The organism is Pseudomonas sp. GM80, assembly GCF_000282515.1.
Lineage (GTDB): Bacteria > Pseudomonadota > Gammaproteobacteria > Pseudomonadales > Pseudomonadaceae > Aquipseudomonas.
In genome coordinates this window covers 144521-170846 of the sequence record NZ_AKJD01000063.1, presented here as the reverse complement: position 1 = coordinate 170846, position 26326 = coordinate 144521, and the positions used below count along the sequence as shown (strand labels likewise).

Sequence of the window (26326 nt, the reverse complement as noted above, 5' to 3'; positions counted from 1 at the left end):
AGATCGCAGCCTTCGGCAGCTCCTACAGGGGGAGTGCGATATTCATGCAGGAGCTGCCGAAGGCTGCGATCTTTTGATCTGCCCAAACAAAAGCCCCAACTCTCACGAGCCGGGGCTTTGGGTTGAAGCGCTACAACGGCTTAGCCGTTGAACACATCATCCACGCTTTTCAGCGGGTAGTTCTTCGGATACGGCAGGGTCGCCACACCGGTCTCGATCGCAGCTTTGGCCACAGCGTCGGAGATCAGGGTGATCAGGCGCTTGTCCATTGGCTTCGGAATGATGTACTCACGGCCGAATTCCAGCGGAGCACCGCCGTAGGCGTCGCACACGTCTTGTGGAACAGGCAGTTTGGCCAGTTCACGCAGGGCGTTGGCGGCAGCCACTTTCATTTCTTCGTTGATGCGCTTGGCGCGAACGTCCAGGGCACCACGGAAGATGAACGGGAAGCCCAGTACGTTGTTGACCTGGTTCGGGTAGTCCGAACGGCCGGTGGCCATGATCACGTCGCTACGGGTAGCGTGCGCCAGTTCCGGGGAGATTTCCGGATCCGGGTTCGAGCACGCGAACACGATCGGGTTGGCCGCCATCGACAGCAGGCCTTCAGCGCTCAGCAGGTTCGGGCCGGACAGGCCAACGAACACGTCAGCACCTTGCAGAGCGTCAGCCAGGCTGCGCTTGTCGGTGGCGTGAGCGAATACTGCTTTGTACTGGTTCAGGTCGTCACGGCCGGAGTGGATCACGCCGGTACGGTCAACCATGAAGATGTTTTCGATGCGAGCGCCCATGCTCACCAGCAGTTTCATGCAGGAGATGGCGGCAGCGCCGGCACCCAGGCAAACGATCTTGGCGTCTGGCAGGGTTTTGCCGGCGATTTCCAGGGCGTTGATCATGCCCGCAGCGGTCACGATCGCGGTGCCGTGCTGGTCATCGTGGAATACCGGAATGTCGCACTGCTCGATCAGAGCGCGCTCGATCTCAAAGCACTCAGGTGCCTTGATGTCTTCCAGGTTGATGCCACCGAAGGTGATGGAGATGCGTTTTACGGTGTCGATGAAGGCTTGCGGGCTTTCCGAGTCGACTTCGATGTCGAAAACGTCGATGCCGGCGAAGCGCTTGAACAGCACGCCTTTACCTTCCATCACTGGCTTGGACGCCAACGGGCCGAGGTTACCCAGGCCGAGAATCGCGGTGCCATCGGAAATGACTGCAACCAGGTTGCCCTTGCCGGTGTATTTGTAGGCCAGTTCAGGATCGCGAGCGATCTCACGCACTGGTTCAGCTACGCCGGGGCTGTAGGCCAGCGACAAGTCGCGAGCGGTAGCAGTGGCCTTGGTGAGCTCGACACTCAGCTTCCCTGGACGAGGATTGGCATGATATTCGAGAGCGGCAGTTTTCAGATCAGACATTTTGGCATTCCGCTTTTTACTGTTGGACAGACTGGTCAGCGAGGATACGCGCCTCGCAAAGTCCCCACAAGACTGAGCGGTCACCCCTGTCAAGCGCCCTGCCCTACGACTTTGGGCCAAGAGCCACGGCGCACAAGGGCTGGACTGTTCACAATCGACAGAAAAAATGTCTACAATTTTATTTCAGCGAGTGCTTTGCAACATCGACGAATCTGTCAGTGGAAGCAGCCAACGCGGCTGTCCCTGTTTCAAGCCGCCGCGCCGTGATCGATCGACAATCCAGCCGCGCGCCTCGATCTGCTTGCCCTTCAGCGCTTGCAGGCGGGCATTGTCGAATTTTCCGACCAGATTGGGTGCAACGCGCAATACAAGCGAGCCCTGCAACTCGATCCAGATTCCCCCGCGATTGCGCTGAACCTTGCTCACACGGCCACTGACCACGGCGAAACCCGAGCGCTGGATCTGCTGCGCTTTCAGTACAGGTGTTTGCCGCCAGAGACCTCGACCTGCCTGCCGAGCGCTGCGTTCGGCGGCTTGCTGACAGGCGACAAGATCGACATTCGGTGCCACCGCGACCTGGAAACCCAGGCCATCGGCGAGCATTTGCGCTTCGAGATTGACACCGCTGACACTGTAAATATGCGCGAGCGTACGCCCGTAATGGTCTTTGCCCTGCTTGCCAAGGCGTATACCGACACGTCCGCCACTGGCGTCGATCAGGGCTTGCAGGCGTTGGCGCGACGCCACTGCGAACGGCTCATCACTGCGACCCTGCTTGCCCAGCTCGGGCGTGTTGAGGCCGATCATCCGCACGCTGCGCCCGTCGCTCAGGCGCATGGTGTCGCCGTCGACCACGCGCTGCACGGCGACACTGGTCAGCCCGGAAGGCAGCGGACAGAAAGCTTGTGCGTCTGAAAGCCAAATCGCAGACACAAAAAAGGCGCCCGCAAGGGACGCCTTTTTCAACAGCAAGGAAAAGCCCAACGGGCCCTTCAACCTTACTCTGCAGCAGCTGGAGCTTTCTTGCCGAAAGCGCCAAAACGGTCTGCGAAGCGCTGTACACGACCGCCAGTATCCAGAGTCTTCTGCTTACCGGTGTAGAACGGGTGGCACTCGTTGCATACGTCAGTACCCAGTGGCTTGCACAGGTTCGAACGAGTTTCGAACTTGTTGCCGCAGCTGCAAGTTACTTCGATGGTTTCGTACGCTGGATGGATATCGGCTTTCATGGTGTATTCCTCAGGCTAGCGTGCCGCCACTCAACACTATTGTTGAATACCGCACGTAATTAGGCCGCGGATTCTACCAGACCTTTTCAATCACGCAAGCTGTCACCGAGACCGACCGTCTGCTAGGCTCCCGGCCCAATACGCGATCCCCTGTAGGAGCGAGCCTGCTCGCGATAGCGGTCTGCCATTCAACATTGATGTCGTCTGATACACCGCTATCGCGAGCAGGCTCACTCCTACATTAGGTATGTGCCATGCCCTTGTTCTGCTTATAGAGATCCCCCCGCGTGCCCGACGCCATTCTGCGCCTTGCCTTGCCTTCGCCCCTGCGCCGCCTGTTCGACTATCGAGCGCCGGCCGGCGTGCTGCGCGAGCAATTGCAGCCGGGCATGCGCCTGCGGGTGCCGTTCGGTCGACGCGAAATGATCGGGATTCTGGTCGAGATCACCGACACCAGCGAAGTGCCGGTGGAGAAACTCAAACCGGCGCTGGCCCTGCTCGATACCACGCCGCCGTTGCCACCCGCCCTGTTCAAGCTGTGCCTGTGGACGTCGCAGTATTATCAGCACAGCCTCGGCGACACCCTGAGCTGGGCGCTGCCGGTGCTGTTGCGCCAGGGCGAGCTGGCCGAAGCCCGGCAAGAGCGCTTCTGGTCGATCACCCCCGGCGCCAGCCTGGATGACCCGCGCATCGCCCGCGCGCCGCGCCAGCGTGAAGCGCTGGCAACGCTGGCCCAGCACCCGCACGGCGTCGCCCATCAGTTGCTGAGCAAACTGATGTTGAGCAAGGACAGCCTCGATCTGCTGCTGGCCAAAGGGCTGGTGCAGGTCGAGATCCGCCGCCATGCACCGGGCGCGCGCCACGAACATTGGCTGGCGCAGCCGGAGTTGCCGCTGAACAGCGAGCAACGCGCCGCGTATGAGGCGATACGCGCCGGTTTCGACAGTTATCACGCGTTCCTGCTGGCCGGGGTTACCGGCAGCGGCAAGACCGAAGTTTATCTGCAACTGATCCGCGAAACCCTGGAGGCCGGCAAGCAGGCACTGGTGCTGATCCCGGAGATCAACCTCGGCCCGCAAACGCTGGCGCGTTTCGAACAGCGCTTCAATGCGCGCATCGCCCTGTTGCACTCGGCAGTCAATGATCGCGAGCGCCTCGACGCCTGGCTCGCGGCGCGCGATGGCGAGGCCGACATTATTATCGGCACCCGCTCCGCGCTGTTCACGCCGATGAAAAACCCCGGGCTGATCATCATCGATGAAGAGCACGACGGTTCTTATAAGCAGCAGGAAGGTCTGCGCTACCACGCTCGCGACCTGGCGCTGGTACGCGCACGGCAGGAAAACATCCCGATCGTCCTCGGTTCCGCCACGCCGTCGCTGGAAAGCCTGCACAACGCCTACACCGGTCGTTACGGCCTGCTGCGCCTGAACGAGCGCGCCGGTGGCGCCAAGCAACCGCGCTTCCTGCGCCTGGACGTCAAAAGCCGTCCACTGGACAGCGGGATTTCCGGGCCGATGCAGCAAGCCATCGGTCAGACGCTGGCGAATGGGCAACAAGTGCTGGTGTTCCTCAACCGTCGCGGTTTCGCGCCGACGTTGCTCTGCCACGATTGCGGCTGGATGTCCGAGTGTTCGCGCTGCGATGCGCGGATGACCGTGCACCAGCGTTATGGCGAACTGCGCTGCCACCATTGCGGTAACGTCGAGCGCACGCCGCGCCAGTGCCCGAAGTGCCACAAGGTCGATCTGCGGCCGGTGGGTGCCGGCACCGAGCGCGCTGAAGAACGCCTGGCGATTCTGTTCCCTGACTATCCGGTGCTGCGCGTTGACCGCGACAGCACGTCGCGCAAAGACGCGATGAATCAGCTGTTCGCGACGATTCAGAAGGGCCAGCCGTGCATTCTGGTCGGCACGCAGATGCTCGCCAAGGGACACCACTTTCCACGGGTGACGCTGGTGTCGATCCTCGATGCCGACGGCGGTTTGTTCTCTGGTGACTTCCGCGCCAGCGAGCGCATGGCGCAGTTGATTGTGCAGGTCGCCGGACGTGCGGGCCGGGCGGAAGAGCCGGGCAAGGTGATCATCCAGACACACCTCGCCGACCATCCTCTATTGGTGCAGCTCACCGAACAAGGCTACTTCGCCTTCGCCGAACAGGCCTTGAGCGAGCGCAGGGCCGCCGGGTTGCCACCGTTTGCGCATCTGGCGCTGTTGCGTGCCGAAGCGCACAAGCCCGGGCAGGCAGAAGGCTTTCTCGATGAAGCGTGCAGCGAGGCCGAGCGTTTGCTGGCCGAGCAGAATCTGAGCGGGATCGAATTGCTCGGGCCGGTGCCGGCGCCGATGGAGCGCCGTGCTGGCCGCTATCGCGCGCAGCTGTTGTTGCAGGCGACGGCGCGGGCGCCGCTGCATCGGTTGCTGACCAGTTGGCTGTTGGCGCTGGAGCAGATGCCGAGCGGGCGGGCGGTGCGTTGGTCGCTGGATGTCGATCCTGTCGATTTGTATTAAGGATCAAAAGATCGCAGCCTTCGGCAGCTCCTACCCTGCGATCTTTTGATCTTGATGTCACCACATATCCATAACCTGCCTGCTAAGGTTGGCAAGCCCGTCTTCGCAACGGATAATGCCCAGTTTTTCCACCCGCGCATCGATGCGCCCGCCGCGCTTGCGGTCGAAAGAGAAGACCATGAAAGACACCATTCGCCAGCTGATCCAACAAGCCATCACCCAACTCGTCAACGAAGGTGTGTTGCCTGAAGGCCTGACGCCGGCGATCCAGGTGGAGAACGCCCGCGACAAGACCCACGGCGACTTCGCCAGCAACATCGCGATGATGCTGGCCAAGCCTGCGGGGATGAAGCCGCGCGATCTGGCGGAAAAAATCATCGCCGCGCTGCCGGCTGACGAGAACGTCACCAAAGCCGAAATCGCTGGCCCGGGCTTCATCAACTTCTTCCAGAACACCCAGGCTTTGGCCTCGCGCCTCGACGCTGCCTTGGCTGATGCCCATGTTGGCGTGCGCAAGGCTGGCCCGGCGCAACGCACCGTGGTCGACCTGTCGGCACCGAATCTGGCCAAAGAGATGCACGTCGGCCATTTGCGCTCGACCATCATCGGCGACGGCGTGGCCCGCGTCCTCGAATTCCTCGGCGACGAAGTGATCCGTCAGAACCACGTCGGCGACTGGGGTACCCAGTTCGGCATGCTGATGGCTTATTTGCAGGAAAACCCGATCACCAGCGACGAGCTGTCTGACCTGGAAAACTTCTACCGCGCCGCCAAACAGCGTTTCGATGAATCCGCAGAGTTTGCCGACCGCGCCCGTGGTCTGGTGGTCAAGCTGCAGGCCGGCGATGCCGAGTGCCTGGCGCTGTGGAGCAAGTTCAAGGACATCTCTCTGTCGCACTGCCAGAAGATCTACGAACTGCTCAACGTCAAACTGACCATGGCCGACGTGATGGGCGAAAGCGCCTACAACGACGACCTGATCAACGTGGTCAACGACCTGAAAGCGGCCGGCATGCTGGTCGAGAGCAACGGCGCCCAGTGCGTATTCCTCGACGAATTCAAAAATGCCGACGGCGACCCGCTGCCGGTGATCATCGTCAAGGCTGACGGCGGTTACCTGTACGCCACCACTGACCTCGCGGCCGTGCGCTATCGCAGCGGCAAACTGCAAGCCGATCGCGCGCTGTACTTCGTCGACCAGCGTCAGGCCCTGCACTTCCAGCAAGTGTTCGCCGTGGCGCGCAAGGCCGGTTTTGTGACCCATCCGATGGAGATGGAACACATGGGCTTCGGCACCATGAACGGCGCTGATGGCCGTCCGTTCAAGACCCGTGACGGCGGCACCGTGAAGCTGATCGACCTGCTGACCGAAGCGCAGGAACGTGCCTACAACCTGGTCAAAGAAAAGAACCCGACGCTGGCCGAAGACGAACTGCGCAACATCGCCAAAGTCGTCGGCATCGGCGCGGTGAAATATGCCGACCTGTCGAAACACCGCACCAGCGACTACAGCTTCAACTTCGATCTGATGCTGAATTTCGAAGGCAACACCGCGCCATACCTGCTTTACGCTTACACCCGCGTCGCCGGTGTGTTCCGCAAACTGGGCAAGGACTTCAGCGAAGTCGACGGTCAGATCGTGCTGGAAGCGGTGCATGAACAAGAGCTGGCGGCGAAACTGGCGCAGTTCGGCGAAGTGCTGAACAACGTGTCTGACAAAGGCACGCCGCACATTCTCTGCACTTACCTGTACGACGTTGCCGGTCTGTTCTCCAGCTTCTACGAGAACTGCCCGATCCTCGCCGCCGAAACGCCAGCCCAGATGCAGAGCCGTCTGCGCCTGGCCGCGCTGACCGGTCGCACCCTCAAGCAAGGCCTGGAGCTGTTGGGTCTGGAAACTCTGGAGCGTATGTAAGTTGGCTGCCAAGAAAAAACCTGCACCCAAGCGTGGCGCCAGCCGTTACCAAGCTCCTGCGAAGCAACCGATTCCGGGTTGGCTGTGGATGGCCATCGGCCTGACGGTCGGCGCGTTCATCGTGTTTCTGATGAAGCTGGAGCCGGGCAAGGGCAGCGACACGGTCAAGCGTGAGAAGGTCGAACAAGCGCAACAGCAGAAAGCGTCGAAGATCGCCGAGGCCAACAAGACCCCGCCGAGCCCGACGCAACCGGTGAAGCCGAAATACGACTTCTACACCTTGCTGCCGGAATCGGAAGTGATCGTGCCGCCGGACGCCGTGCCGGAGAAGACCTTGCCGACGCCACAAGTGCCGGCCATCCCGACCACGCCGGTGACCCCGGCGGAAGCGGCGAAGATCGACACCGCGCGCGCTCAGGCAGCCTTGGCCGGGATTACCCCGCCGCCAGCGCCACCGGTGAGCAAAGCGGCGCCGGTGACCAAGTTCTTCCTGCAGGCGGGTTCGTTCCGCAAGGAAACCGATGCCGACAAGGTCCGCGCGCAGATCATTCTGCTTGGTCAGGCGGTGGCGGTTGAATCCGGCACGGTGAAGGATGAAACCTGGTATCGCGTGTTGGTCGGCCCGTTCAGCAACCGTGAACAACTGACCACGGCCCAGAAACAACTGGCCGGCGCCGGCTTCAGCAACCTGTTGTTACAACAACGCCAGAGCCGCTGACTTTACGTAGAAAACCGTTCCCACAGGCGACGCAAATCCCCTGTAGGAGCTGCCGCAGGCTGCGATCTTTTGATTTTGCTTTCAGATCAGGATCAAAAGATCGCAGCCTTCGGCAGCTCCTACAGTTGATCACCGCTCGTCTCCTCTCCCGCGCTACGGTTGAAATCCTCTCCAGCACCCCCATATGAATGGGCATAAGGCACTTTCGCCCCGCTGTGTGGAGACTCTTCCCTTGACCACCATCGTTTCAGTCCGCCGTCACGGCAAAGTCGTCATGGGCGGCGACGGCCAGGTTTCTCTCGGCAATACCGTGATGAAAGGCAACGCGAAAAAAGTTCGTCGCCTGTACCACGGCCAGGTCATCGCCGGTTTTGCCGGTGCCACCGCTGACGCCTTTACCCTCTTCGAACGTTTCGAAGGCCAGCTTGAAAAACATCAGGGCCACCTGATCCGCGCCGCTGTCGAACTCGCCAAAGAATGGCGCACCGACCGCTCCCTGAGCCGCCTCGAAGCCATGCTCGCGGTCGCCAACAAGGACGCCTCGCTGATCATCACCGGCAACGGTGACGTGGTCGAACCCGAGGACGGCCTGATCGCCATGGGTTCCGGCGGCGGCTACGCGCAAGCGGCAGCCAGCGCCCTGCTGAAAAAGACCGACCTGTCGGCCCGGGAAATCGTCGAAACCGCACTGGGCATCGCTGCCGACATCTGCGTATTCACCAACCACACTCAGACCATTGAGGAGCAGGATCTCGCTGAAGAAGCCTGATAAGGCCCCTGTGCCACGGCTTGTTTCTGCTTGAGGACCGCCAATTATTATGTCCATGACTCCCCGCGAAATCGTCCACGAACTCAACCGCCACATCATCGGCCAGGACGATGCCAAGCGCGCCGTCGCGATTGCCCTGCGCAACCGCTGGCGCCGCATGCAGCTGCCTGAAGAGCTGCGCGTTGAAGTGACCCCGAAGAACATCCTGATGATCGGCCCGACCGGTGTCGGTAAAACCGAGATCGCCCGTCGTCTGGCGAAACTGGCCAACGCGCCGTTCATCAAAGTCGAAGCGACCAAGTTCACCGAAGTTGGTTATGTTGGCCGTGACGTCGAATCGATCATCCGTGATCTGGCCGACGCCGCGATCAAGATGCTCCGCGAGCAGGAAATGACCCGCGTGCGCCACCGCGCCGAAGACGCTGCCGAGGATCGCATCCTCGACGCGCTGCTGCCGCCGGCCCGCATGGGCTTCAGCAACGAAGAAGCGCCGAGCTCCGATTCCAACACCCGTCAGCTGTTCCGCAAGCGCCTGCGCGAAGGTCAGCTGGATGACAAGGAAATCGAGATCGAAGTCGCCGAGGTTGCCGGCATCGAAATCGCCACGCCACCCGGCATGGAAGAGATGACCAACCAGTTGCAGTCGCTGTTCGCCAACATGGGCAAGGGCAAGAAGAAGTCGCGCAAGCTCAAGGTCAAAGAAGCGTTGAAGCTGGTGCGTGATGAGGAAGCCGGGCGTCTGGTCAACGAAGAAGAGCTGAAGGCCAAAGCGCTGGAAGCCGTCGAGCAGCACGGCATCGTGTTCATCGACGAGATCGACAAAGTCGCCAAGCGTGGCAATGTCGGCGGTGCCGATGTTTCCCGTGAAGGCGTACAGCGCGACCTGCTGCCGCTGATCGAAGGCTGCACCGTCAACACCAAGCTGGGCATGGTCAAAACCGACCATATCCTGTTCATCGCCTCCGGTGCGTTCCACCTGAGCAAGCCGAGCGATCTGGTGCCGGAGCTGCAAGGTCGTCTGCCGATTCGCGTCGAACTCAAGGCCCTGAGCCCGGAAGATTTCGAGCGCATCCTCAGCGAACCGCACGCCTCGCTCACCGAGCAATATTGCGCGCTGCTGAAAACCGAAGGCCTGAACATTCAGTTCCAGCCGGAAGGCATCAAGCGCATCGCCGAGATCGCCTGGCAGGTCAACGAGAAGACCGAGAACATCGGTGCCCGTCGCCTGCACACCCTGCTTGAGCGCTTGCTGGAAGAGGTATCGTTCAGCGCCGGTGATCTGGCCAGCACCCACGATGAGCAGCCGATCCTGATCGACGCGGCGTACGTCAACAGCCACCTCGGCGAATTGGCGCAGAACGAAGACCTGTCCCGTTATATCCTGTAGGTCACCGTCCCTGTAGGAGCTGCCGCAGGCTGCGATCTTTTGACTTGAGTTTTTAAAAAGCAAGATCAAAAGATCGCAGCCTTCGGCAGCTCCTACGGGGTGTTCCTCTAGTCGGATGACCTGCAATGACTACTATTCCTACCGACATCAAACTGCACAAAGCCTCGAAAACCCTGACGCTCACCTACGCGTCCGGCGAGGAATACACCCTGCCCGCCGAATTCCTGCGTGTGCATTCGCCCTCCGCCGAGGTCCAGGGCCACGGCAAACCGATCCTGCAATTCGGCAAGCTCAACGTCGGTCTGAGCAAGCTGGAACCGGCCGGTCACTACGCACTGAAACTGACCTTCGACGACGGTCACGACAGCGGCTTGTTCACTTGGGAATATCTCTACGAGCTGGGGCGACGTCATGACGCACTCTGGGCCGATTATCTGGCCGAGCTGAAAGCGGCCGGCAAGACCCGCGATCCGAACGAGTCAGTCGTCAAGCTGATGCTCTAGCCCGTGCCTTGCGCTCATTAGAGGGCATTTTCTAAATTCATCTGTTTGAATGCTCCGCTGTGTGGCCGAGGATCGGCCCGCTTGCGAAAAAAATTAAACTCGGGTAACCAATGGAGCTGGCAAGTTCCCTGCAGTGCTCTACGACTGTAAAGCAGCTATGCAGAATTAACGGTCACCCGAGCAGTAGTACCTGGCATTGGCTGTGGAACTGCACAGCAGAAAACCGGGTACTCGTCTCAGGACAATGGAGCGTCGTAGATGAGTAACAAGAATAACGATGACCTGAAGTACCAAGCCTCGGAAAACACCTTGGGGCTTAATCCCGTCGTTGGGCTGCGCGGAAAGGATCTGCTGGCCTCTGCTCGTATGGTGCTCAAACAGGCCATCAAACAACCGATCCATAGCGTCAAGCACGTCACCCATTTCGGCCTCGAACTGAAGAACGTGCTGTTCGGCAAATCCGAACTGCAACCGGCTGGCGATGACCGTCGCTTCGCTGATCCTGCGTGGAGCCAGAACCCGCTCTACAAACGTTATCTGCAAACCTACCTGGCGTGGCGCAAGGAACTCCACTCCTGGATTGATGACAGCAGCCTCTCCCCCAAAGACATCGCGCGCGGTCACTTCGTCATCAACCTGATGACCGAAGCCATGGCCCCGACCAACACCGCCGCCAACCCGGCTGCGGTCAAACGCTTCTTCGAAACCGGTGGCAAGAGCCTGCTCGACGGCCTCTCGCATCTGGCCAAGGATCTGGTCCACAACGGCGGCATGCCGAGCCAGGTCAACATGGGCGCATTCGAGGTCGGCAAGAGCCTCGGCGTGACCGAAGGCGCGGTGGTGTTTCGCAACGACGTGCTGGAGCTGATCCAGTACAGGCCGATCACCGAGCAAGTACACGAGCGTCCATTGCTGGTGGTGCCGCCGCAGATCAACAAGTTCTACGTATTCGATTTGAGCCCGGACAAGAGCCTGGCGCGCTTCTGCCTGCGCAATAACGTGCAGACGTTCATCGTCAGCTGGCGCAACCCGACCAAGGCGCAGCGCGAGTGGGGCCTGTCGACGTATATCGATGCGCTGAAAGAAGCGGTTGACGTGGTCACCGCGATCACCGGCAGCAAAGACATCAACATGCTCGGCGCCTGCTCTGGCGGCATCACCTGCACCGCCCTGCTCGGCCACTACGCGGCGATCGGCGAGAAGAAGGTCAATGCCCTCACGCTGCTGGTGAGTGTGCTCGACACGACGCTGGACAGCGACGTCGCCCTGTTTGTCGACGAGCAGACCCTGGAGACCGCCAAACGCCATTCGTATCAGGCCGGCGTGCTCGAAGGCAAAGACATGGCCAAGGTCTTCGCCTGGATGCGCCCCAATGACCTGATCTGGAACTACTGGGTCAACAACTACCTGCTCGGCAACGAGCCGCCGGTGTTCGACATCCTGTTCTGGAACAACGACACCACCCGGTTGCCGGCGGCGTTCCACGGCGACCTGATCGAGATGTTCAAAAACAACCCACTGATCCGCCCGAATGCACTGGAAGTGTGCGGCACGCCGATCGACCTCAAGCAGGTCACCGCCGACATCTTCTCGCTGGCTGGCACCAACGACCACATCACGCCGTGGAAGTCCTGCTACAAGTCGGCGCAATTGTTCGGTGGCAAGGTGGAGTTCGTGCTGTCGAGCAGCGGGCATATCCAGAGCATCCTCAATCCGCCGGGCAACCCGAAATCGCGTTACATGACCGGCGAAGAGATGGCCGCGAATGCCGATGACTGGCAGGAAAACTCGACCAAGCACACCGATTCCTGGTGGCTGCACTGGCAGGCGTGGCAGGCCGAGCGCTCGGGCAACCTGAAAAAGGCCCCGTTGAAACTGGGCAACAAGGCACACCCGGCGGGCGAAGCCTCGCCGGGCACATACGTACACGAGCGGTAACTGACACCACCCCTCCCTGTAGGAGCTGCCGAAGGCTGCGATCTTTTGACTTTTGATTTTTAAACAACAAGATCAAAAGATCGCAGCCTTCGGCAGCTCCTACATGGGGGTGGTGAATTTAAATCCACAGGGCCTGACGCATGCCGCAACCGTTCATATTCCGTACCGTCGATCTGGATGGTCAAACCATCCGCACGGCGGTGCGCCCCGGCAAGCCTCACTTGACGCCCTTGCTGATTTTCAACGGCATCGGTGCCAACCTGGAGCTGGTGTTTCCGTTTGTCGCGGCGCTGGATCCGGATCTGGAAGTGATCGCCTTCGACGTCCCCGGTGTCGGCGGCTCTTCCACGCCTAATCGGCCGTACCGCTTTCCCGGCCTGGCCAAGCTGACCGCGCGGATGCTCGATTACCTCGACTACGGTCAGGTCAACGTCATCGGCGTGTCGTGGGGTGGTGCGCTCGCGCAGCAGTTCGCCTACGACTACCCCGAGCGCTGCAAGAAACTGGTGCTGGCGGCGACTGCGGCCGGTGCGGTGATGGTGCCGGGCAAACCGAAAGTGCTGTGGATGATGGCCAGCCCGCGGCGCTACATTCAGCCTTCGCACGTGATTCGGATCGCGCCGCTGATCTACGGCGGCTCGTTCCGCCGCGACCCGACGCTGGCGGCCAGCCACGCGGCGAAAGTGCGTTCGGCCGGCAAGCTCGGTTATTACTGGCAGCTGTTCGCAGGCTTGGGCTGGACGAGCATTCACTGGCTGCACAAGATCCATCAGCCGACGCTGGTGCTGGCCGGTGACGACGATCCGCTGATCCCGCTGATCAACATGCGCATGCTCGCCTGGCGCATTCCCAACGCGCAGTTGCACATCATCGATGACGGCCATCTGTTCCTGATCACCCGCGCCGAAGCCGTGGCGCCGATCATCATGAAATTCCTCCAGGAGGAACGGCAGCGCGCGGTGATGCACCCGCATCCGACACCGCTCGGCGGTTGACCCCGGCGGCAGGCTTTATGCAGGGCTTGAGCAAAGAGTGCGCGGCAGGACGCCGCGCAGGCAGTAACCCGTAACAGCGTCTATGGTGTTCTGGTTCGGTGAATGTGTTTTTGACCTGAAGACGAAGGAGTGTTGAGTCATGCGCGAAAAACCAGCGACGGGCGTAGTGCCCAGCCCCGCCGTGTTCATCAATGCACAAAGTGCGATCACCGGCCTGCGCGGCCGGGACCTGATCTCGACCTTGCGCAGCGTCGCCGCCCATGGCCTGCGCAACCCGATTCACAGCGCGAAGCACGCCTTGAAACTCGGCGGCCAACTGGGCCGCGTCTTGCTCGGCGACACCCTGCACCCGACCAATCCGAACGACAGCCGTTTTGCCGATCCGGCATGGAGCCTCAATCCGTTTTACCGGCGCAGCTTGCAGGCGTATCTGGCCTGGCAGAAGCAGGTCAAAAGCTGGATCGACGACAGCGACATGAACCCGCAAGACCGCGCCCGCGCGCACTTCGCCTTCACCTTGCTCAATGACGCCGTGGCGCCGTCCAATACGTTGCTCAATCCGCTGGCGATCAAAGAGCTGTTCAACTCCGGCGGCCACAGCCTGGTGCGCGGCCTCAGCCATTTGTTCGATGACTTGCTGCACAACGATGGCTTGCCCCGGCAAGTAACCAAGCAGGCTTTTGAAGTCGGTAAAACCGTGGCGACTACTACCGGCTCGGTGGTGTTTCGCAACGAGATGCTGGAGCTGATCCAGTACAAGCCGATGAGCGAAAAACAGTACGCCAAGCCACTGCTGGTGGTGCCGCCGCAAATCAACAAGTACTACATCTTCGACCTCAGCCCGCACAACAGCTTCGTCCAGTACGCGCTGAAAAACGGCTTGCAGACGTTCATGATCAGTTGGCGCAATCCGGATGTACGCCATCGTGAATGGGGCCTGTCGACGTATGTCGAGGCGGTGGAAGAGGCGATGAACATCTGCCGGACGATCACTGGCGCCCGCGAGGTCAATCTGATGGGCGCTTGCGCCGGCGGGCTGACCATCGCCGCCCTGCAAGGGCATCTGCAGGCCAAGCGGCAACTGCGGCGGGTCTCCAGCGCGACCTATCTGGTCAGTCTGCTCGACAGCGAAATCGAAACCTCGGCCACGCTGTTCGCCGATGAGCAAACCCTCGAAGCGGCCAAGCGCCGCTCGTATCAAAAAGGCGTGCTCGACGGTCGCGACATGGCCAAGGTCTTCGCATGGATGCGCCCCAACGATTTGATCTGGAGCTACTTCGTCAACAACTACCTGTTGGGCAAAGAGCCGCCGGCCTTCGACATCCTCTACTGGAACAACGACAACACCCGCCTGCCCGCCGCGTTTCACGGCGACTTGCTGGACTTCTTCAAGCACAACCCGCTGACCCATCCGGGCGGGCTGGAAGTGTGCGGCACGCCGATCGACCTGCAGAAAGTCACCGTCGACAGCTTCAGCGTCGCCGGCATGAACGACCACATTACCCCGTGGGACGCGGTGTATCGCTCGACCTTGCTGCTCGGTGGCGAGCGACGTTTCGTGCTGTCCAACAGTGGCCATGTGCAGAGCATTCTCAACCCGCCGAGCAACCCGAAAGCCGCGTACGTCGAAAACGGCAAGATGAGCAGCGACCCGCGCGCCTGGTACTACGACGCCAAACACGTCGACGGCAGCTGGTGGCCACAGTGGCTGGAATGGATTCAACAGCGATCCGGCGCCCAGCACGAAACTTCATTCACCCTCGGCAACCCGAACTATCCACCGATGGAGGCAGCGCCCGGTACCTACGTGCGCGTGCGCTGACGCTTAACCGAACTTTTCTAAGAAGACTGGATGAAAACCCGCGACCGGATTCTCGAATGTGCTTTGCAACTGTTCAACGAAAAGGGTGAGCCGAACGTCTCCACCATGGAAGTTGCCAACGAAATGGGCATCAGCCCCGGCAACCTCTACTACCACTTTCATGGCAAGGAACCGTTGATTCTCGGGTTGTTCGAACGCTTCCAGAATGAACTGGCGCCGCTGCTGGATCCGCCGTCCGACGTGGAGTTGGCGCCGGAGGATTACTGGCTGTTTTTGCATTTGATCGTCGAGCGGCTGGCGCAGTACCGCTTTCTGTTTCAGGACCTGTCGAACCTGGCCGGGCGGCTGCCGAAACTGGCCAAGGGCATTCGTCATCTGCTCAATGCACTGAAGCGCACGCTGGCGTCGTTGCTCGCGCGGTTGAAGGCGGCGGGGCAGTTGGTCAGCGATACCCAGGCGTTGGGGCAACTGGTGGAGCAGATCACCATGACGTTGCTGTTTTCGCTGGATTATCAGCGGATTCTGGATCGTGAGGGCGAAGTTCGTTTGGTCGTGTACCAGATCATGATGTTGGTGGCACCGCACCTGCTGCCGCCGGTAAAAGTCGCCACCGAACGTATGGCCCTGCAATACCTCGAAGACCACGAGTAACCCGGAATCAAAAGATCGCAGCCTTCGGCAGCTCCTACAGGGGGAATGTGTACCTCTGTAGGAGCTGCCGAAGGCTGCGATCTTTTGATCTTCAAACAAAAACGCCCGACCTTCACAGGCCGGGCGCTTTATTTTGCCCTGATGAATCAGGACTGACTGGTTGGCGTCGACGGGGTCGATGCAACAGTCGGGGTTGCGACTGGAGTCGGTGCGGCGGCGGAGTTCGACGCGCTTACCGGAGCTGCCGGCGTGGCAGGTTTGGCTGCAGCAGGTGCTGCTGGCTTCGGCGCTGCGGCTTTCGGGGCGGCCGGTTTTTTCACTGCGGGTTTTTTCGCTGCTGCGGGTTTGGCCGCAGGCTTGGCAGCCGGTTTGGCGGCAGCGGTTTTCGCTGCTGGCTTGGCCGCTGGTTTCGCTGCAGTTTTAGCTGCAGGTTTAGCGGCCGGCTTGGCAGCGGCTTTGGCGGCAACCGGTTTGGCTGCGGCTTTTGCTGCTGGCTTGGCGGCGGCCGTTTTCGCAGCAGGCTTGGCCGCTGCTTTTGCTGCGGGTTTAGCCGCCGCTTTGGCCAGAGGCTTGGCAGCGGATTTTGCCGCTGGTTTGGCCGCTGCGGTTTTGGCTGCCGGTTTTGCTGCTGCGGTTTTCGCCGCCACAGGCTGAGCTTTCAGACCGGTCAGTTTTTCGATCTGTTTGGTCAGTGTGTCGACCTTGCTGTTGAGCGCTTTGACTTCATTGCGGCTCGGTACACCGAGGCGCGAAATCGCGCTGTTCAGGCGCTTGTCGAAAGCCCCTTCCAGCTCGTCCCACTTGCCCAGTGCGCGATCTTTCACGCCGCTGATGCGCGACTTGGCCGACGAAGCGGAATCCTTGGCGGCATCGACTTTTTTGCCGACTGCAGACTTGGTGAGCTTCTCGGCTTTCTCGCCGTCTTTGACCAATGTATCGAAGAGCTTGCTGCCGTCAGTGTCGATCTTCGAGTACACGCCTAAACCAGCAAGCCAGATTTTGCGGGAGTAGTCTTCGACTTTCCCGATCCACGAGCTGCCTTCTTTATCGGTGTTCTTTTTACCAGCCATCCCGTTCTCCTTAAGATTTACGCGCGACGCGTTCGAGCAATGCCGTCAGCTCATCGAGCTTAGCAGAGAGTGTCTCAACGTCATGTTTAGACGGAATGCCGATACGATTCAAGGCGCTTGCTACACGGGAGTCGAACGCCTTCTCGACCTTGTCGAGTTGAACTTCGACGCGACCTTTGAAAGAACTCACTTCACCCTTGGCTTCATCGATCTCGGCGTTGGCCGCTTCGAGCTTTTCGGTGACGGCTTTTTTGCCTTTCTTTTCAACAGTTTGACCAGCTTTGATCAGCTCTTGAAAGTAGTCGCTGCCCTCTTGGCCGACCTTGGCGTAGGCACCCAGGCCTGCCAGCCAGATCTTGCGGGCATAGGATTTGACGTCGCTCAGAGCAGTTGTCGAAGCGTCGATTTTTTTCTTCAAAATAACTTTGGCCATGGTGCACCTCACGCGCAGAAGGTTTGAGGAACTGCCCGGACAAGTGTCGGGCTCAGGCACAAAGTAGGCAGAAAAATTAGAAACGGCACCCTAACAACTGACATGAATCGGTGGTGCCTGAATGAAAAGATCGCAGCCTTCGGCAGCTCCTACAGGGGAATGTGTACCTCTGTAGGAGCTGCCGAAGGCTGCGATCTTTTGATGTTCAGACCAACGCTTTGTCGAGGGCTTTTTCGATTTCGGCTTTGATCATGCCGCTCATGGCCGACATCATGATGCCCAGTTCAACGTCGACCTTGATCGAATCGTCCGCCACATGCACCGCGCCTTTCACGCCCGAACGTTTGAGGTTCAGGGTGTCGCCCGACCATTGCGGCTCCAGGCCATATTGCTCGGAGAGTTTTTGCGCCAGCTTGTCGGCCTTCTCGCGGGCGGCTTCCTTGCCCAGGCTGTGGGCACGTTCAACAGTGATTTTGGCCATTGATTGACTCCTGCTTTTTGAATGGGGCGAAAAAGATGTGTCGGTAAATCTTGACCGCCGCTGCGGCAAATCGTCCCGAAGGTTGCCCATCTTACCTTTAGCCATTCCAAGACAAAGCATGGCTTGGGGATTAGAATGTCGCGCATTCTCTTTTGGTGACAGCGATATGACTGATCAGCGCAAAGGCAGCGATGCCGAACCCACCACTCACTTCGGCTTCAAAAACGTTCCGGAAAGCCAGAAAGCGGAAAAAGTCGCTGAGGTTTTCCACTCGGTAGCCGCCAAGTACGACCTGATGAACGACCTTCTGTCGGGCGGCATGCACCGTTTGTGGAAGCGTTTCGCGATCGAACTGTCTGGCGTGCGCAGCGGTAACCGCGTGCTGGACATCGCCGGCGGTACCGGTGACCTGACCAAAAAATTCTCGCACCTGGTCGGCCCGACCGGTCAGGTGGTCCTGGCTGACATCAACGAATCCATGCTCAAGGTCGGTCGTGACCGCCTGCTCGACCTGGGTGTCGCCGGCAACGTCGAATTCGTTCAGGCGGACGCGGAAAAACTGCCGTTCCCGGACAACCATTTCGACTGCGTGACCATCGCCTTCGGCCTGCGCAACGTGACGCATAAAGAAGACGCCCTGCGCTCGATGCTGCGCGTGCTCAAGCCCGGCGGTCGTTTGCTGGTGCTGGAATTCTCCAAGCCGACCAACGCATTGATGTCGAAAGCCTACGACGCCTACTCGTTCGCCTTCATGCCGCTGATGGGCAAGCTGATCACCAACGACTCGGAAAGCTATCGCTATCTGGCCGAATCGATCCGCATGCACCCGAATCAGGAAACCCTGAAGTCGATGATGGTCGACGCCGGTTTCGACCGCGTGACCTATCACAACATGACCGCAGGCATCGTCGCCCTGCACCGCGGCATTAAGCCCTGATGTTGCTCACCGGGCTGCTCGCCAGCGTTGAACTCGGCCTCAACCGGGTGCTGCGTCTCGACAGCACGGCGCTGCCGCGGCTGGCGCATTTGACTGGCAAGGTGATTGCCGTCGACTGCCGCACCCCGGCGCTGCAACTGTTCATCCTGCCGAGCGACGAAGGTCTGATGCTGGCCTCGCACTGGGAAACCGGTGTCGACTGCACCCTGCGTGCGCCGGCTTCGAGCCTGATCAAACTGGCCGTGAGCAAAGACAAGACCGCGGTGCTGCACGCCCCGGAAGTCGAGCTCGATGGCGACAGCGGCGTGCTGCTGGAGCTGGCCGGCGTGTTGCAGGATCTTGAGCTGGACTGGGAGTACGAACTCTCACGCTGGCTCGGCCCGGTCGCCACGCAACTGGTCGGTGGCCATCTGCGCAGTCGCGCACGCTGGTATCAACAAGGATTTGCCAGCCTCAACCAGAATCTCGCCGAATACCTCGCCGAAGAATCGCGCACCCTCGTCGGGCAGCGCGAAGCCGAAGCACGGTTCAGCGAACTGGACCGGATCAAACTTGATCTGGAACGTCTCGAGGCGCGTTTCGAGCGCCTTTCCCGATCCCTCGACCCAAGCGATAACGCATGAAGCTGCTTGCCGTCCGCCGTCTGTTGCGCATCCAGCGCGTCGTGATCCGCTACCGCCTCGATGACCTGCTGTTCGATCTGCCGTTGCCGTGGTTCCTCTTGGCGCTGCGCTATGTGTTGCCGTGGCGCTGGTTCCCGCGCAAGCCGCTGGACCTGAGCCGGGGCGCGCGTCTGCGTCTGGCGTTGCAGGATCTCGGGCCGATTTTCATCAAGTTCGGGCAGATTCTCTCGACCCGCCGCGATTTGCTGCCGGAAGACATCGCCGATGAGCTGATGCGCTTGCAGGATCGCGTGCCGCCGTTCGATTCGCAGTTGTCGATCAAGCTGATCGAAGAACAGCTGGGCAAGAAAATCAGCGACGTGTTCAGCCGTTTCGACGTCGAACCGCTGGCCTCGGCCTCGGTGGCGCAGGTGCATGCCGCGCAGCTGAAAACCGGCGAAGAAGTCGTGGTCAAGGTGATCCGCCCGGGTCTGAAGCCGATCATCGCGCAGGATCTGGCGTGGCTGTTCATCCTCGCCCGCGCGGCTGAAAAACTGTCGGCCGACGCGCGTCTGCTGCACCCGGTCGACGTGGTGCAGGACTACGAAAAAACCATCTACGACGAACTCGATCTGCTGCGCGAGGCGGCCAACGCCAGCCAGTTGAAGCGCAACTTCGAAGGTTCGCCGCTGCTGTACGTGCCGCAAGTCTATTGGGACTGGTGCCGGCCGAAAGTGCTGGTGATGGAGCGCATCTACGGCATTCAGGTCACCGATCTGGCGACCCTCGCCGATCAGCGCACCGACATGAAAATGCTCGCCGAGCGTGGCGTGGAGATCTTCTTCACCCAAGTGTTCCGCGACAGTTTCTTCCACGCCGACATGCACCCGGGCAACATCTTCGTCAGCACCGTCAACCCGTGGAGCCCGCAATACATCGCGATCGACTGCGGCATCGTCGGCAGCCTGACCCCGGAAGACCAGGATTATCTGGCGCGCAACCTGTTCGCCTTCTTCAAGCGTGACTACCGTCGCGTGGCGCAGTTGCACATCGATTCGGGCTGGGTGCCGGCAGAAACCAAACTCAACGAATTCGAAGCGGCAATCCGTACGGTGTGCGAACCGATCTTCGAAAAACCGTTAAAAGATATTTCATTTGGCCAAGTGCTGATGCGCCTGTTCCAGACCGCACGCCGCTTCAACATGGAAGTGCAGCCGCAACTGGTGCTGCTGCAAAAGACCCTGCTGAACATCGAAGGTCTTGGCCGTCAGCTGTATCCGGATCTGGATCTGTGGAACACCGCGCAGCCGTTTCTGGAGCGCTGGATGCGCGAGCGTGTCAGCCCGAAAGCCTTGCTCGGCAACGTGCAGAGCCAGTTTGAACAGTTGCCGCATCTGGCGAATATGGCCCGCGATCTGCTCGAACGCATGTCCCAGCCGCATGCCTACGACCCGCCGCCGCCATGGCACAAACGCAAGGACGACTGGTTCCTGCGCCTGCTCGGTTGCGCGCATCTGGCCGGCGGGGTGATCCTCGCCATCGGTGGCCCGCTAAACGAATTGGGACATTGGCCAGCCGGAATCATGGTGGCCGTGGGCTTGTATCTGGTCGTTCGCCGATAGCACGAATCAGCTGCAAGTTATAAGCTGCGAGCTGCAAGCCTGACGATACTGGAACACCGCAATCTGCTTTTACTTGCAGCTTGAAGCTCAAAGCTTGTAGCTGCGTTTCGGGAATTGAAGATGAAAAACTGGCTGGACGAGATCAAGTGGGACGCTGATGGCCTGGTGCCGGCGATTGCCCAGGATCACAAGACCGGACGCGTGCTGATGATGGCCTGGATGAACCGCGAAGCGCTCGAACTGACCGCCGCGGAAAACCGTGCAATCTACTGGTCACGTTCGCGTGGCAAGCTGTGGCGCAAGGGCGAAGAGTCCGGCCATGTGCAGACCTTGCATGAGATGCGTCTGGACTGTGACGCCGACGTGATCATCCTGATGGTTGAACAGATCGGCGACATCGCTTGCCATACCGGCCGTCAAAGCTGCTTTTACCGCGTCTTCGAAAACGGCGACTGGAAAACCGTCGATCCGGTTCTGAAAGACCCGCACGCTATCTATTCCGCAGGACACAAACATGAGTGACACCCTGACCCGCCTGGCCGAAGTGCTCGAAGAGCGCAAAGGCGCAGCCGCCGACAGCTCGTATGTGGCTAGTCTGTATCACAAGGGTTTGAACAAGATTCTGGAGAAAGTCGGCGAAGAGTCGGTCGAAACCATTATTGCCGCCAAGGATGCCGCGATCAGTGGCGACTGCAGCGATGTGATCTACGAGACCGCCGACCTGTGGTTCCACAGCATGGTCATGCTCGCCCAACTGGGGCAGCATCCGCAGGCTGTGCTCGATGAACTGGATCGCCGCTTCGGCCTGTCCGGACACGTCGAGAAAGCCTCGCGTCCGTCCGCCTGAACAATTTTTAGAGAGGAACAGCAACATGGGCATTTTTGACTGGAAACACTGGATCGTCATTCTGGTAGTCGTGGTGTTGGTGTTCGGCACCAAGAAACTGAAAAACCTCGGCACTGACGTTGGCGAGTCGATCAAGGGCTTTCGCAAAGCCATGAACGACGATGAAAAACCCGCCGCTGATCCAACCGTGACGCCTGCGCAGCCAGTGCCACCGGTGCAGCCGCAAGCCACCGCTCAGGCCAACCCGCCGCACACCATCGATGTGCAGGCGCAGAAAGTCGAAGAGCCGATCCGCAAAGACGTGTGAGCACTGACTAATGTTTGGTATCAGCTTCTCTGAACTGCTGCTCGTCGGCCTCGTTGCCCTGCTGGTGCTGGGCCCCGAGCGTCTGCCGGGCGCTGCGCGCACCGCTGGCCTGTGGGTCGGACGACTGAAGCGCAGCTTCAACGCGATCAAACAGGAAGTTGAACGTGAAATCGGTGCCGACGAGATTCGTCGGCAACTGCACAACGAGCACATTCTGTCGCTGGAGCAGGAAGCGCGGAAGATTTTCAGCCCGGTTCAGCAAGAGCCGACGCCGGTTGAGCATGTAGGTCAGCAGACGATTCATGCGCCAGCCGCACCTGTTGCGCCTGCTCCGACACCTGCACCTGCTGCCGTTGTAGCCCCGACAGAACCGGCGCCAGTCGTTGTCGCGGAACAGTCTGTTGAACACGTTGCGCCAAACGCCGCGCCGATCACCCCAGCGCCTCAAGACTCCACTCTGCCGCCGCGAGCCCCATGAGCGATCTCCCCGAAAACGACCAGCACATGCCGCTGGTTTCGCACCTCACCGAGTTGCGCACCCGCCTGCTGCGTTGTGTGGCGGCGATCTTCATTATCTTCGCCGGGTTGTTCGCCTTCACCCAGCAGATCTACACCTTCGTCTCGACGCCGCTGCGCCAGTACCTGCCGGTCGGCGCGACGATGATTGCCACGGATGTGTCGTCGCCGTTCCTGACGCCACTGAAGCTGACGATGATGGTTTCGCTGTTCCTTGCGATCCCGGTGATCCTGCATCAGATCTGGGGCTTTATCGCGCCGGGCCTGTACAAGCATGAGAAGCGCATCGCGGTGCCGTTGCTGGTGTCGAGCATTCTGCTGTTCTACACCGGCATGGCGTTCGCCTATTACTTCGTGTTCCCGCTGATCTTCAAATTCTTCGCCGCTGCCACCCCGGCCGGCGTGGAAATGATGACCGACATCGCCAGTTACCTCGATTTCGTCATGACGCTGTTCTTCGCCTTCGGCGTAGCGTTCGAGATCCCGGTGGCCGTGGTGCTGCTGGTTTGGATCGGCGTGGTCGACGTCAAATACCTGAAGAAAATCCGCCCGTACGTGATCATCGGCTGCTTCGTGGTCGGCATGATCCTGACGCCGCCGGACATCTTCTCGCAGACGCTGCTGGCCGTACCGATGTGGATGCTGTTTGAAATCGGCATTCTGTTCGGTGGTTTGATCAGCAAGCGCGAACGGCCGGAAGAAACCCCGGCCGACGACCACAACGACCAGCCGCCAGCGACCCAGGCATGAACCTGCTGTTGCTCGAAGAGGCCGATTTCATTGCGGCCGACCGCGTGGTGCTGCGTGATCGTCGCCTGACCCATATGCAGGAAGTTCACCGCTCGGAAGTCGGTGACAGCCTGCGCGTCGGGCGCATCAACGGGCTGATGGGTTCGGCCGAGTTGCTGCGCCTGGAAGCGGGTGAAGCCGAACTGCGCGTGACCCTCGATCAGCCGCCACCGGCCAAACTGCCGCTGACTCTCGTGCTGGCGCTGCCGCGTCCGAAAATGCTCCGCCGGGTGTTTCAGACCGTGGCGACCATGGGCGTGTCGAAGGTGATTCTGGTCAACAGCTATCGGGTCGAAAAAAGCTTCTGGCAGACACCGTTTCTGGAGCCTGAGGCGATTCGCGAAAACTTGATCCTCGGCCTCGAACAGGCCCGCGACACGGTGCTACCGGAAATCATCATCGAAAAGCGCTTCAAGCCTTTCGTTGAAGACCGCCTGCCGGCGATTACCGAAGGCACTCTCGGTCTTGTCGGCCATCCCGGTAACTATCCGCCGTGCCCGCGCGCCCTCAGCGAACCGGTCACCCTGGCGATCGGCCCCGAAGGTGGCTGGATTCCCTACGAGATCGACCTGCTGGGCAAGTCCGGCCTGCAACCGGTGCAACTCGGCGAGCGCATCCTGCGCGTCGAAACCGCCGTCACCGCCCTCCTCGCCCGCCTTTTTTAAGCGTCGCCCAATCCCCGGTAGGAGCTGCCGCAGGCTGCGATCTTTTGATGTTGTTTTTTAGAAGCAAGATCAAAAGATCGCAGCCTCGTTTCACTCGACAGCTCCTACAGGATGGCGGGGCCGGCGGATAAATGGTGTTACAGATTGCCATCACTCGGCCGATACCCTCCCCATAAGTCCAATTAGTGGGTCGGGGAGTGGTCGCATGTACCGTTGGTTAGCCGAGAATCTTGGAAACGTCAGCGTCAAACGCAAGTTGGGTATCGGTTTCGGCCTGGTGCTGTTGCTGACGCTGTTGATCACCTTCACCGGCTGGACCGGCATGAACGGCATCATCAGCCGCGGTGACAAACTGGGGTTCATCTCCAGCCTCAATGAGCTGACCAAGGACTTGCGTCTGGCGCGCCTGGACTATGAAGCGCGCCGTGGCGAACAGGGCCCTGGCGCGGTGAACGAGTTGCTCGGCAAACTCGACAGCGGTCTGCAAACCGCCCGCAGCCTGATCGAACAACCGTCCGATGCCGCCATGGTTGATCAGCAACTGGCCGCCGTCGCCGAGTACAAACGCGCTTTTGCCGACATGGCCCAGGCCACCGTGCAACGTGAAGACGCGCGCAGCAAGCTCGGCGCCAGTGCCGACAACGCCGTGGCCAAGGTTGCCGAAGTGGAAAAATCCCTGCTGCAGGGCGACAGCGTCGCGCAATTCAACAGCGTGATCGAGCTGAGCAAACTGCTGCAACAGGCGCGTTATCAGGTTCGCGGCTACACCTACAGCGGCAAGGCTGAAGCCGAGCAACCGGCGCTGGACGCCATCGACAGCGCTCTGAAAAACCTTGAGAGCCTGCCGGCGAAACTGCCGGAACAGCACATCGCCAACCTGCAACAGGCCACTGACTCGATCAAGGCCTATCGCGCGGCGGTCGCTCAGTTCCGCGACTCCCAGGTCACCAACGCCAAGTCCCTCGCGCGAATGTCAGCGCAAGGCGACATTCTGATCGACCTCAGCAAGAAGCTCACCGCCTCGCAGACCATCGTGCGCGACACCGACGCCGCCCACGCCAAAAACATGCTGCTGATTGCCACTGCGCTAGCCCTGGCGTTCGGCCTGCTCGCTGCGTGGGCAATCACTCGCCAGATCATCATTCCGCTGCACCAGACTCTGAAAGTCGCCGAGCGCGTGGCCGCTGGCGACCTGACCCACAACCTTATCTCCCTGCGCCGCGACGAACTCGGGCAGTTGCAACGCTCGATGCAGAGCATGACCCAAGGCCTGCGCGAGTTGATCGGCGGCATCAGCGATGGCGTCACCCAGATCGCCAGCGCTGCTGAGGAACTCTCGGCCGTGACCGAGCAGACCAGCGCCGGGGTCAACAATCAGAAGATCGAGACTGACCAGGTCGCCACCGCCATGAACGAAATGGCCGCCACCGTGCAGGAAGTCGCGCGCAACGCCGAGGAAGCCTCCGAAGCGGCCGTGGCTGCTGACCAACAGGCCCGCGAAGGCGACAAAGTCGTCGGCGAAGCCATCGCGCAGATCGAGCGTCTGGCCGTTGAAGTCGGTCACTCCACCGAAGCCATGGGCGAGCTCAAGCGCGAAAGCGACAAGATCGGCAGCGTCCTCGACGTGATCAAATCCGTGGCCCAGCAAACCAACCTGCTGGCCCTCAACGCGGCCATCGAAGCGGCGCGTGCCGGTGAAGCCGGGCGTGGTTTCGCCGTGGTCGCCGACGAAGTGCGCAGCCTCGCCCAGCGCACACAGAAGTCCACCGAAGAGATCGAAGAGCTGATCGTTGGCCTGCAGAACGGTACCCAGCAGGTCGCAACGATCATGGACAACAGCCGCACCCTGACCGACAGCAGCGTCGAGCTGACCCGTCGCGCCGGTGGTTCGCTGGAGAGCATCACGCGCACCGTGTCGGCGATTCAGGCGATGAACCAGCAGATTGCCGCGGCGGCCGAGCAGCAGAGCGCGGTGGCGGAAGAGATCAACCGTAGCGTGCTGAATGTGCGGGACGTGTCGGATCAGACGTCGGCGGCGAGTGAAGAGACGGCGGCGTCCAGCGTTGAGCTGGCGCGGTTGGGGACGCATTTACAGATGCTGGTGGGGCGATTCAAGGTTTGAGGTGATTCATCCACCTCGGTTCGCTTGGAACCGGGGTGATGCTATCGCTGGCAAGCCAGCTCCCACAGTGAATTAGCTGAACACAAACTTTG

27 protein-coding genes and 1 pseudogene are annotated in these 26326 nt (G+C 60.4%); 21 read left to right on the top strand and 7 right to left on the bottom strand.

Features of this window, described 5'->3' with window-relative positions; translation table 11 throughout:
- Positions 1-140 precede the first annotated feature (140 nt).
- From PMI37_RS10905 to rpmE, 3 genes are all read right to left on the bottom strand, one after another.
- On the bottom strand, positions 141-1409 hold the full coding sequence (locus PMI37_RS10905; protein ID WP_008080650.1) for a malic enzyme-like NAD(P)-binding protein: 1269 nt from the start codon (positions 1407-1409) through the stop codon (positions 141-143).
- A gap of 183 nt (positions 1410-1592) precedes the next feature.
- Positions 1593-2393: a thermonuclease family protein gene (locus PMI37_RS10900; protein WP_045123104.1), complete on the bottom strand. Its 801-nt coding sequence runs from the start codon at positions 2391-2393 to the stop codon at positions 1593-1595.
- Between the two features lie 14 nt (positions 2394-2407).
- Positions 2408-2638, bottom strand: a complete 231-nt coding sequence (gene rpmE, locus PMI37_RS10895; RefSeq protein WP_008080648.1) for a 50S ribosomal protein L31 — start codon at positions 2636-2638, stop codon at positions 2408-2410.
- Between the two features lie 287 nt (positions 2639-2925).
- Here rpmE and PMI37_RS10890 point away from each other — a divergent pair, with 287 nt between their 5' ends.
- A complete protein-coding gene (locus PMI37_RS10890; protein WP_008080647.1) occupies positions 2926-5145 on the top strand; it encodes a primosomal protein N' in 2220 nt (739 codons plus the stop codon).
- Positions 5146-5202: 57 nt separating this feature from the next.
- Here PMI37_RS10890 and PMI37_RS32375 read toward each other — a convergent pair whose 3' ends face one another.
- Positions 5203-5325, bottom strand: a complete 123-nt coding sequence (locus tag PMI37_RS32375; protein WP_256677627.1) for a hypothetical protein — start codon at positions 5323-5325, stop codon at positions 5203-5205.
- On the opposite strand from PMI37_RS32375, the gene argS reads away from it, so the two are divergent.
- The 9 genes from argS to PMI37_RS10845 all read left to right on the top strand — a co-directional run bounded on the left by argS (position 5324) and on the right by PMI37_RS10845 (position 15843).
- Positions 5324-7060, top strand: a complete 1737-nt coding sequence (argS, locus tag PMI37_RS10885; RefSeq protein WP_008080645.1) for an arginine--tRNA ligase — start codon at positions 5324-5326, stop codon at positions 7058-7060. The genes PMI37_RS32375 and argS overlap by 2 nt on opposite strands.
- Position 7061: 1 nt before the next feature.
- A complete protein-coding gene (locus PMI37_RS10880) occupies positions 7062-7778 on the top strand; it encodes an SPOR domain-containing protein (protein ID WP_007909385.1) in 717 nt (238 codons plus the stop codon).
- Between the two features lie 232 nt (positions 7779-8010).
- Entirely contained in the window at positions 8011-8547 is a 537-nt protein-coding gene (gene hslV / locus PMI37_RS10875) for an ATP-dependent protease subunit HslV (RefSeq protein WP_008080642.1), read from the top strand.
- A 49-nt stretch (positions 8548-8596) separates the two neighbouring features.
- Complete coding sequence (gene hslU, locus PMI37_RS10870) at positions 8597-9934, top strand: ATP-dependent protease ATPase subunit HslU (protein WP_008080639.1); 1338 nt, start codon at positions 8597-8599, stop codon at positions 9932-9934.
- A 125-nt stretch (positions 9935-10059) separates the two neighbouring features.
- Positions 10060-10437 carry a gamma-butyrobetaine hydroxylase-like domain-containing protein gene (locus PMI37_RS10865; RefSeq protein WP_008080638.1) on the top strand — a complete coding sequence of 126 codons (378 nt, stop codon included), beginning with the start codon at positions 10060-10062 and terminating at the stop codon, positions 10435-10437.
- Between the two features lie 258 nt (positions 10438-10695).
- A complete protein-coding gene (phaC, locus tag PMI37_RS10860; RefSeq protein ID WP_008080636.1) occupies positions 10696-12375 on the top strand; it encodes a class II poly(R)-hydroxyalkanoic acid synthase in 1680 nt (559 codons plus the stop codon).
- A gap of 140 nt (positions 12376-12515) precedes the next feature.
- Positions 12516-13370: a poly(3-hydroxyalkanoate) depolymerase gene (phaZ, locus tag PMI37_RS10855; RefSeq protein ID WP_008080635.1), complete on the top strand. Its 855-nt coding sequence runs from the start codon at positions 12516-12518 to the stop codon at positions 13368-13370.
- 139 nt (positions 13371-13509) lie between these two features.
- Positions 13510-15192: a class II poly(R)-hydroxyalkanoic acid synthase gene (phaC, locus tag PMI37_RS10850; protein WP_008080634.1), complete on the top strand. Its 1683-nt coding sequence runs from the start codon at positions 13510-13512 to the stop codon at positions 15190-15192.
- A gap of 30 nt (positions 15193-15222) precedes the next feature.
- Positions 15223-15843, top strand: coding sequence for a TetR/AcrR family transcriptional regulator (locus PMI37_RS10845; RefSeq protein ID WP_008080633.1), 621 nt, complete (start codon positions 15223-15225; stop codon positions 15841-15843).
- A gap of 146 nt (positions 15844-15989) precedes the next feature.
- Here the strand turns inward: PMI37_RS10845 and PMI37_RS10840 are convergent, their stop codons facing one another.
- The 3 genes from PMI37_RS10840 to PMI37_RS10830 form a co-directional block, all read right to left on the bottom strand.
- Entirely contained in the window at positions 15990-16913 is a 924-nt protein-coding gene (locus PMI37_RS10840; protein WP_008080632.1) for a phasin family protein, read from the bottom strand.
- A 10-nt stretch (positions 16914-16923) separates the two neighbouring features.
- Positions 16924-17346: a phasin family protein gene (locus PMI37_RS10835; protein ID WP_008080629.1), complete on the bottom strand. Its 423-nt coding sequence runs from the start codon at positions 17344-17346 to the stop codon at positions 16924-16926.
- A 205-nt stretch (positions 17347-17551) separates the two neighbouring features.
- The gene (locus PMI37_RS10830; protein ID WP_008080628.1) at positions 17552-17827 is read right to left on the bottom strand and encodes a polyhydroxyalkanoic acid system family protein; all 276 of its coding nucleotides are present in this window, start codon (positions 17825-17827) and stop codon (positions 17552-17554) included.
- A gap of 166 nt (positions 17828-17993) precedes the next feature.
- Between PMI37_RS10830 and ubiE the strand changes: the two genes are divergently transcribed.
- The 11 genes and pseudogenes from ubiE to PMI37_RS32470 all read left to right on the top strand — a co-directional run bounded on the left by ubiE (position 17994) and on the right by PMI37_RS32470 (position 26234).
- Positions 17994-18764 (top strand): bifunctional demethylmenaquinone methyltransferase/2-methoxy-6-polyprenyl-1,4-benzoquinol methylase UbiE, encoded by a 771-nt coding sequence (gene ubiE / locus PMI37_RS10825; RefSeq protein ID WP_008080626.1) that lies wholly within the window; start codon positions 17994-17996, stop codon positions 18762-18764.
- On the top strand, positions 18764-19387 hold the full coding sequence (locus PMI37_RS10820) for a ubiquinone biosynthesis accessory factor UbiJ (protein WP_008080625.1): 624 nt from the start codon (positions 18764-18766) through the stop codon (positions 19385-19387). Before ubiE ends, PMI37_RS10820 begins: the two co-directional genes overlap by 1 nt.
- Positions 19384-20988 carry a ubiquinone biosynthesis regulatory protein kinase UbiB gene (ubiB, locus tag PMI37_RS10815; RefSeq protein ID WP_008080624.1) on the top strand — a complete coding sequence of 535 codons (1605 nt, stop codon included), beginning with the start codon at positions 19384-19386 and terminating at the stop codon, positions 20986-20988. The genes PMI37_RS10820 and ubiB overlap by 4 nt, the downstream gene beginning before the upstream one ends.
- Before the next feature lie 120 nt (positions 20989-21108).
- Complete coding sequence (gene hisI / locus PMI37_RS10810; RefSeq protein ID WP_007909357.1) at positions 21109-21510, top strand: phosphoribosyl-AMP cyclohydrolase; 402 nt, start codon at positions 21109-21111, stop codon at positions 21508-21510.
- Positions 21503-21835 carry a phosphoribosyl-ATP diphosphatase gene (locus tag PMI37_RS10805; protein WP_007909355.1) on the top strand — a complete coding sequence of 111 codons (333 nt, stop codon included), beginning with the start codon at positions 21503-21505 and terminating at the stop codon, positions 21833-21835. Before hisI ends, PMI37_RS10805 begins: the two co-directional genes overlap by 8 nt.
- Before the next feature lie 25 nt (positions 21836-21860).
- Complete coding sequence (locus PMI37_RS10800; protein WP_003220847.1) at positions 21861-22142, top strand: twin-arginine translocase TatA/TatE family subunit; 282 nt, start codon at positions 21861-21863, stop codon at positions 22140-22142.
- A 10-nt stretch (positions 22143-22152) separates the two neighbouring features.
- A complete protein-coding gene (tatB, locus tag PMI37_RS10795) occupies positions 22153-22620 on the top strand; it encodes a Sec-independent protein translocase protein TatB (protein ID WP_008080623.1) in 468 nt (155 codons plus the stop codon).
- Positions 22617-23408 carry a twin-arginine translocase subunit TatC gene (gene tatC / locus PMI37_RS10790; protein ID WP_008080622.1) on the top strand — a complete coding sequence of 264 codons (792 nt, stop codon included), beginning with the start codon at positions 22617-22619 and terminating at the stop codon, positions 23406-23408. The genes tatB and tatC overlap by 4 nt, the downstream gene beginning before the upstream one ends.
- Positions 23405-24112: a 16S rRNA (uracil(1498)-N(3))-methyltransferase gene (locus PMI37_RS10785; RefSeq protein ID WP_008080621.1), complete on the top strand. Its 708-nt coding sequence runs from the start codon at positions 23405-23407 to the stop codon at positions 24110-24112. The genes tatC and PMI37_RS10785 overlap by 4 nt, the downstream gene beginning before the upstream one ends.
- 205 nt (positions 24113-24317) lie before the next feature.
- Positions 24318-25379 (top strand): annotated as a pseudogene (locus PMI37_RS32475) (methyl-accepting chemotaxis protein); the annotation flags it as partial.
- Entirely contained in the window at positions 25362-26234 is an 873-nt protein-coding gene (locus PMI37_RS32470; protein WP_371262351.1) for a methyl-accepting chemotaxis protein, read from the top strand. The pseudogene PMI37_RS32475 and the gene PMI37_RS32470, both read left to right, overlap by 18 nt.
- The last annotated feature ends 92 nt before the right edge of the window (positions 26235-26326 follow it).

Excerpts from the sequence above, each read along its gene's own strand:
- phaC (WP_008080636.1), top strand. The coding sequence starts at position 10,696 with ATGAGTAACAAGAATAACGATGACCTGAAGTACCAAGCCTCGGAAAAC.
- PMI37_RS10785 (WP_008080621.1), top strand. The coding sequence starts at position 23,405 with ATGAACCTGCTGTTGCTCGAAGAGGCCGATTTCATTGCGGCCGACCGC.
- PMI37_RS10805 (WP_007909355.1), top strand. The coding sequence starts at position 21,503 with ATGAGTGACACCCTGACCCGCCTGGCCGAAGTGCTCGAAGAGCGCAAA.
- PMI37_RS10865 (WP_008080638.1), top strand. The coding sequence starts at position 10,060 with ATGACTACTATTCCTACCGACATCAAACTGCACAAAGCCTCGAAAACC.
- tatC (WP_008080622.1), top strand. The coding sequence starts at position 22,617 with ATGAGCGATCTCCCCGAAAACGACCAGCACATGCCGCTGGTTTCGCAC.
- PMI37_RS32470 (WP_371262351.1), top strand. The coding sequence starts at position 25,362 with ATGCAGAGCATGACCCAAGGCCTGCGCGAGTTGATCGGCGGCATCAGC.
- hisI (WP_007909357.1), top strand. The coding sequence starts at position 21,109 with ATGAAAAACTGGCTGGACGAGATCAAGTGGGACGCTGATGGCCTGGTG.
- PMI37_RS10905 (WP_008080650.1), bottom strand. The coding sequence starts at position 1,409 with ATGTCTGATCTGAAAACTGCCGCTCTCGAATATCATGCCAATCCTCGT.
- hslU (WP_008080639.1), top strand. The coding sequence starts at position 8,597 with ATGTCCATGACTCCCCGCGAAATCGTCCACGAACTCAACCGCCACATC.
- rpmE (WP_008080648.1), bottom strand. The coding sequence starts at position 2,638 with ATGAAAGCCGATATCCATCCAGCGTACGAAACCATCGAAGTAACTTGC.
- PMI37_RS10835 (WP_008080629.1), bottom strand. The coding sequence starts at position 17,346 with ATGGCCAAAGTTATTTTGAAGAAAAAAATCGACGCTTCGACAACTGCT.
- phaZ (WP_008080635.1), top strand. The coding sequence starts at position 12,516 with ATGCCGCAACCGTTCATATTCCGTACCGTCGATCTGGATGGTCAAACC.
- phaC (WP_008080634.1), top strand. The coding sequence starts at position 13,510 with ATGCGCGAAAAACCAGCGACGGGCGTAGTGCCCAGCCCCGCCGTGTTC.
- PMI37_RS10820 (WP_008080625.1), top strand. The coding sequence starts at position 18,764 with ATGTTGCTCACCGGGCTGCTCGCCAGCGTTGAACTCGGCCTCAACCGG.
- PMI37_RS10800 (WP_003220847.1), top strand. The coding sequence starts at position 21,861 with ATGGGCATTTTTGACTGGAAACACTGGATCGTCATTCTGGTAGTCGTG.
- ubiB (WP_008080624.1), top strand. The coding sequence starts at position 19,384 with ATGAAGCTGCTTGCCGTCCGCCGTCTGTTGCGCATCCAGCGCGTCGTG.
- argS (WP_008080645.1), top strand. The coding sequence starts at position 5,324 with ATGAAAGACACCATTCGCCAGCTGATCCAACAAGCCATCACCCAACTC.
- PMI37_RS10830 (WP_008080628.1), bottom strand. The coding sequence starts at position 17,827 with ATGGCCAAAATCACTGTTGAACGTGCCCACAGCCTGGGCAAGGAAGCC.
- ubiE (WP_008080626.1), top strand. The coding sequence starts at position 17,994 with ATGACTGATCAGCGCAAAGGCAGCGATGCCGAACCCACCACTCACTTC.
- PMI37_RS10840 (WP_008080632.1), bottom strand. The coding sequence starts at position 16,913 with ATGGCTGGTAAAAAGAACACCGATAAAGAAGGCAGCTCGTGGATCGGG.
- PMI37_RS32375 (WP_256677627.1), bottom strand. The coding sequence starts at position 5,325 with ATGGTCTTCTCTTTCGACCGCAAGCGCGGCGGGCGCATCGATGCGCGG.
- tatB (WP_008080623.1), top strand. The coding sequence starts at position 22,153 with ATGTTTGGTATCAGCTTCTCTGAACTGCTGCTCGTCGGCCTCGTTGCC.
- PMI37_RS10845 (WP_008080633.1), top strand. The coding sequence starts at position 15,223 with ATGAAAACCCGCGACCGGATTCTCGAATGTGCTTTGCAACTGTTCAAC.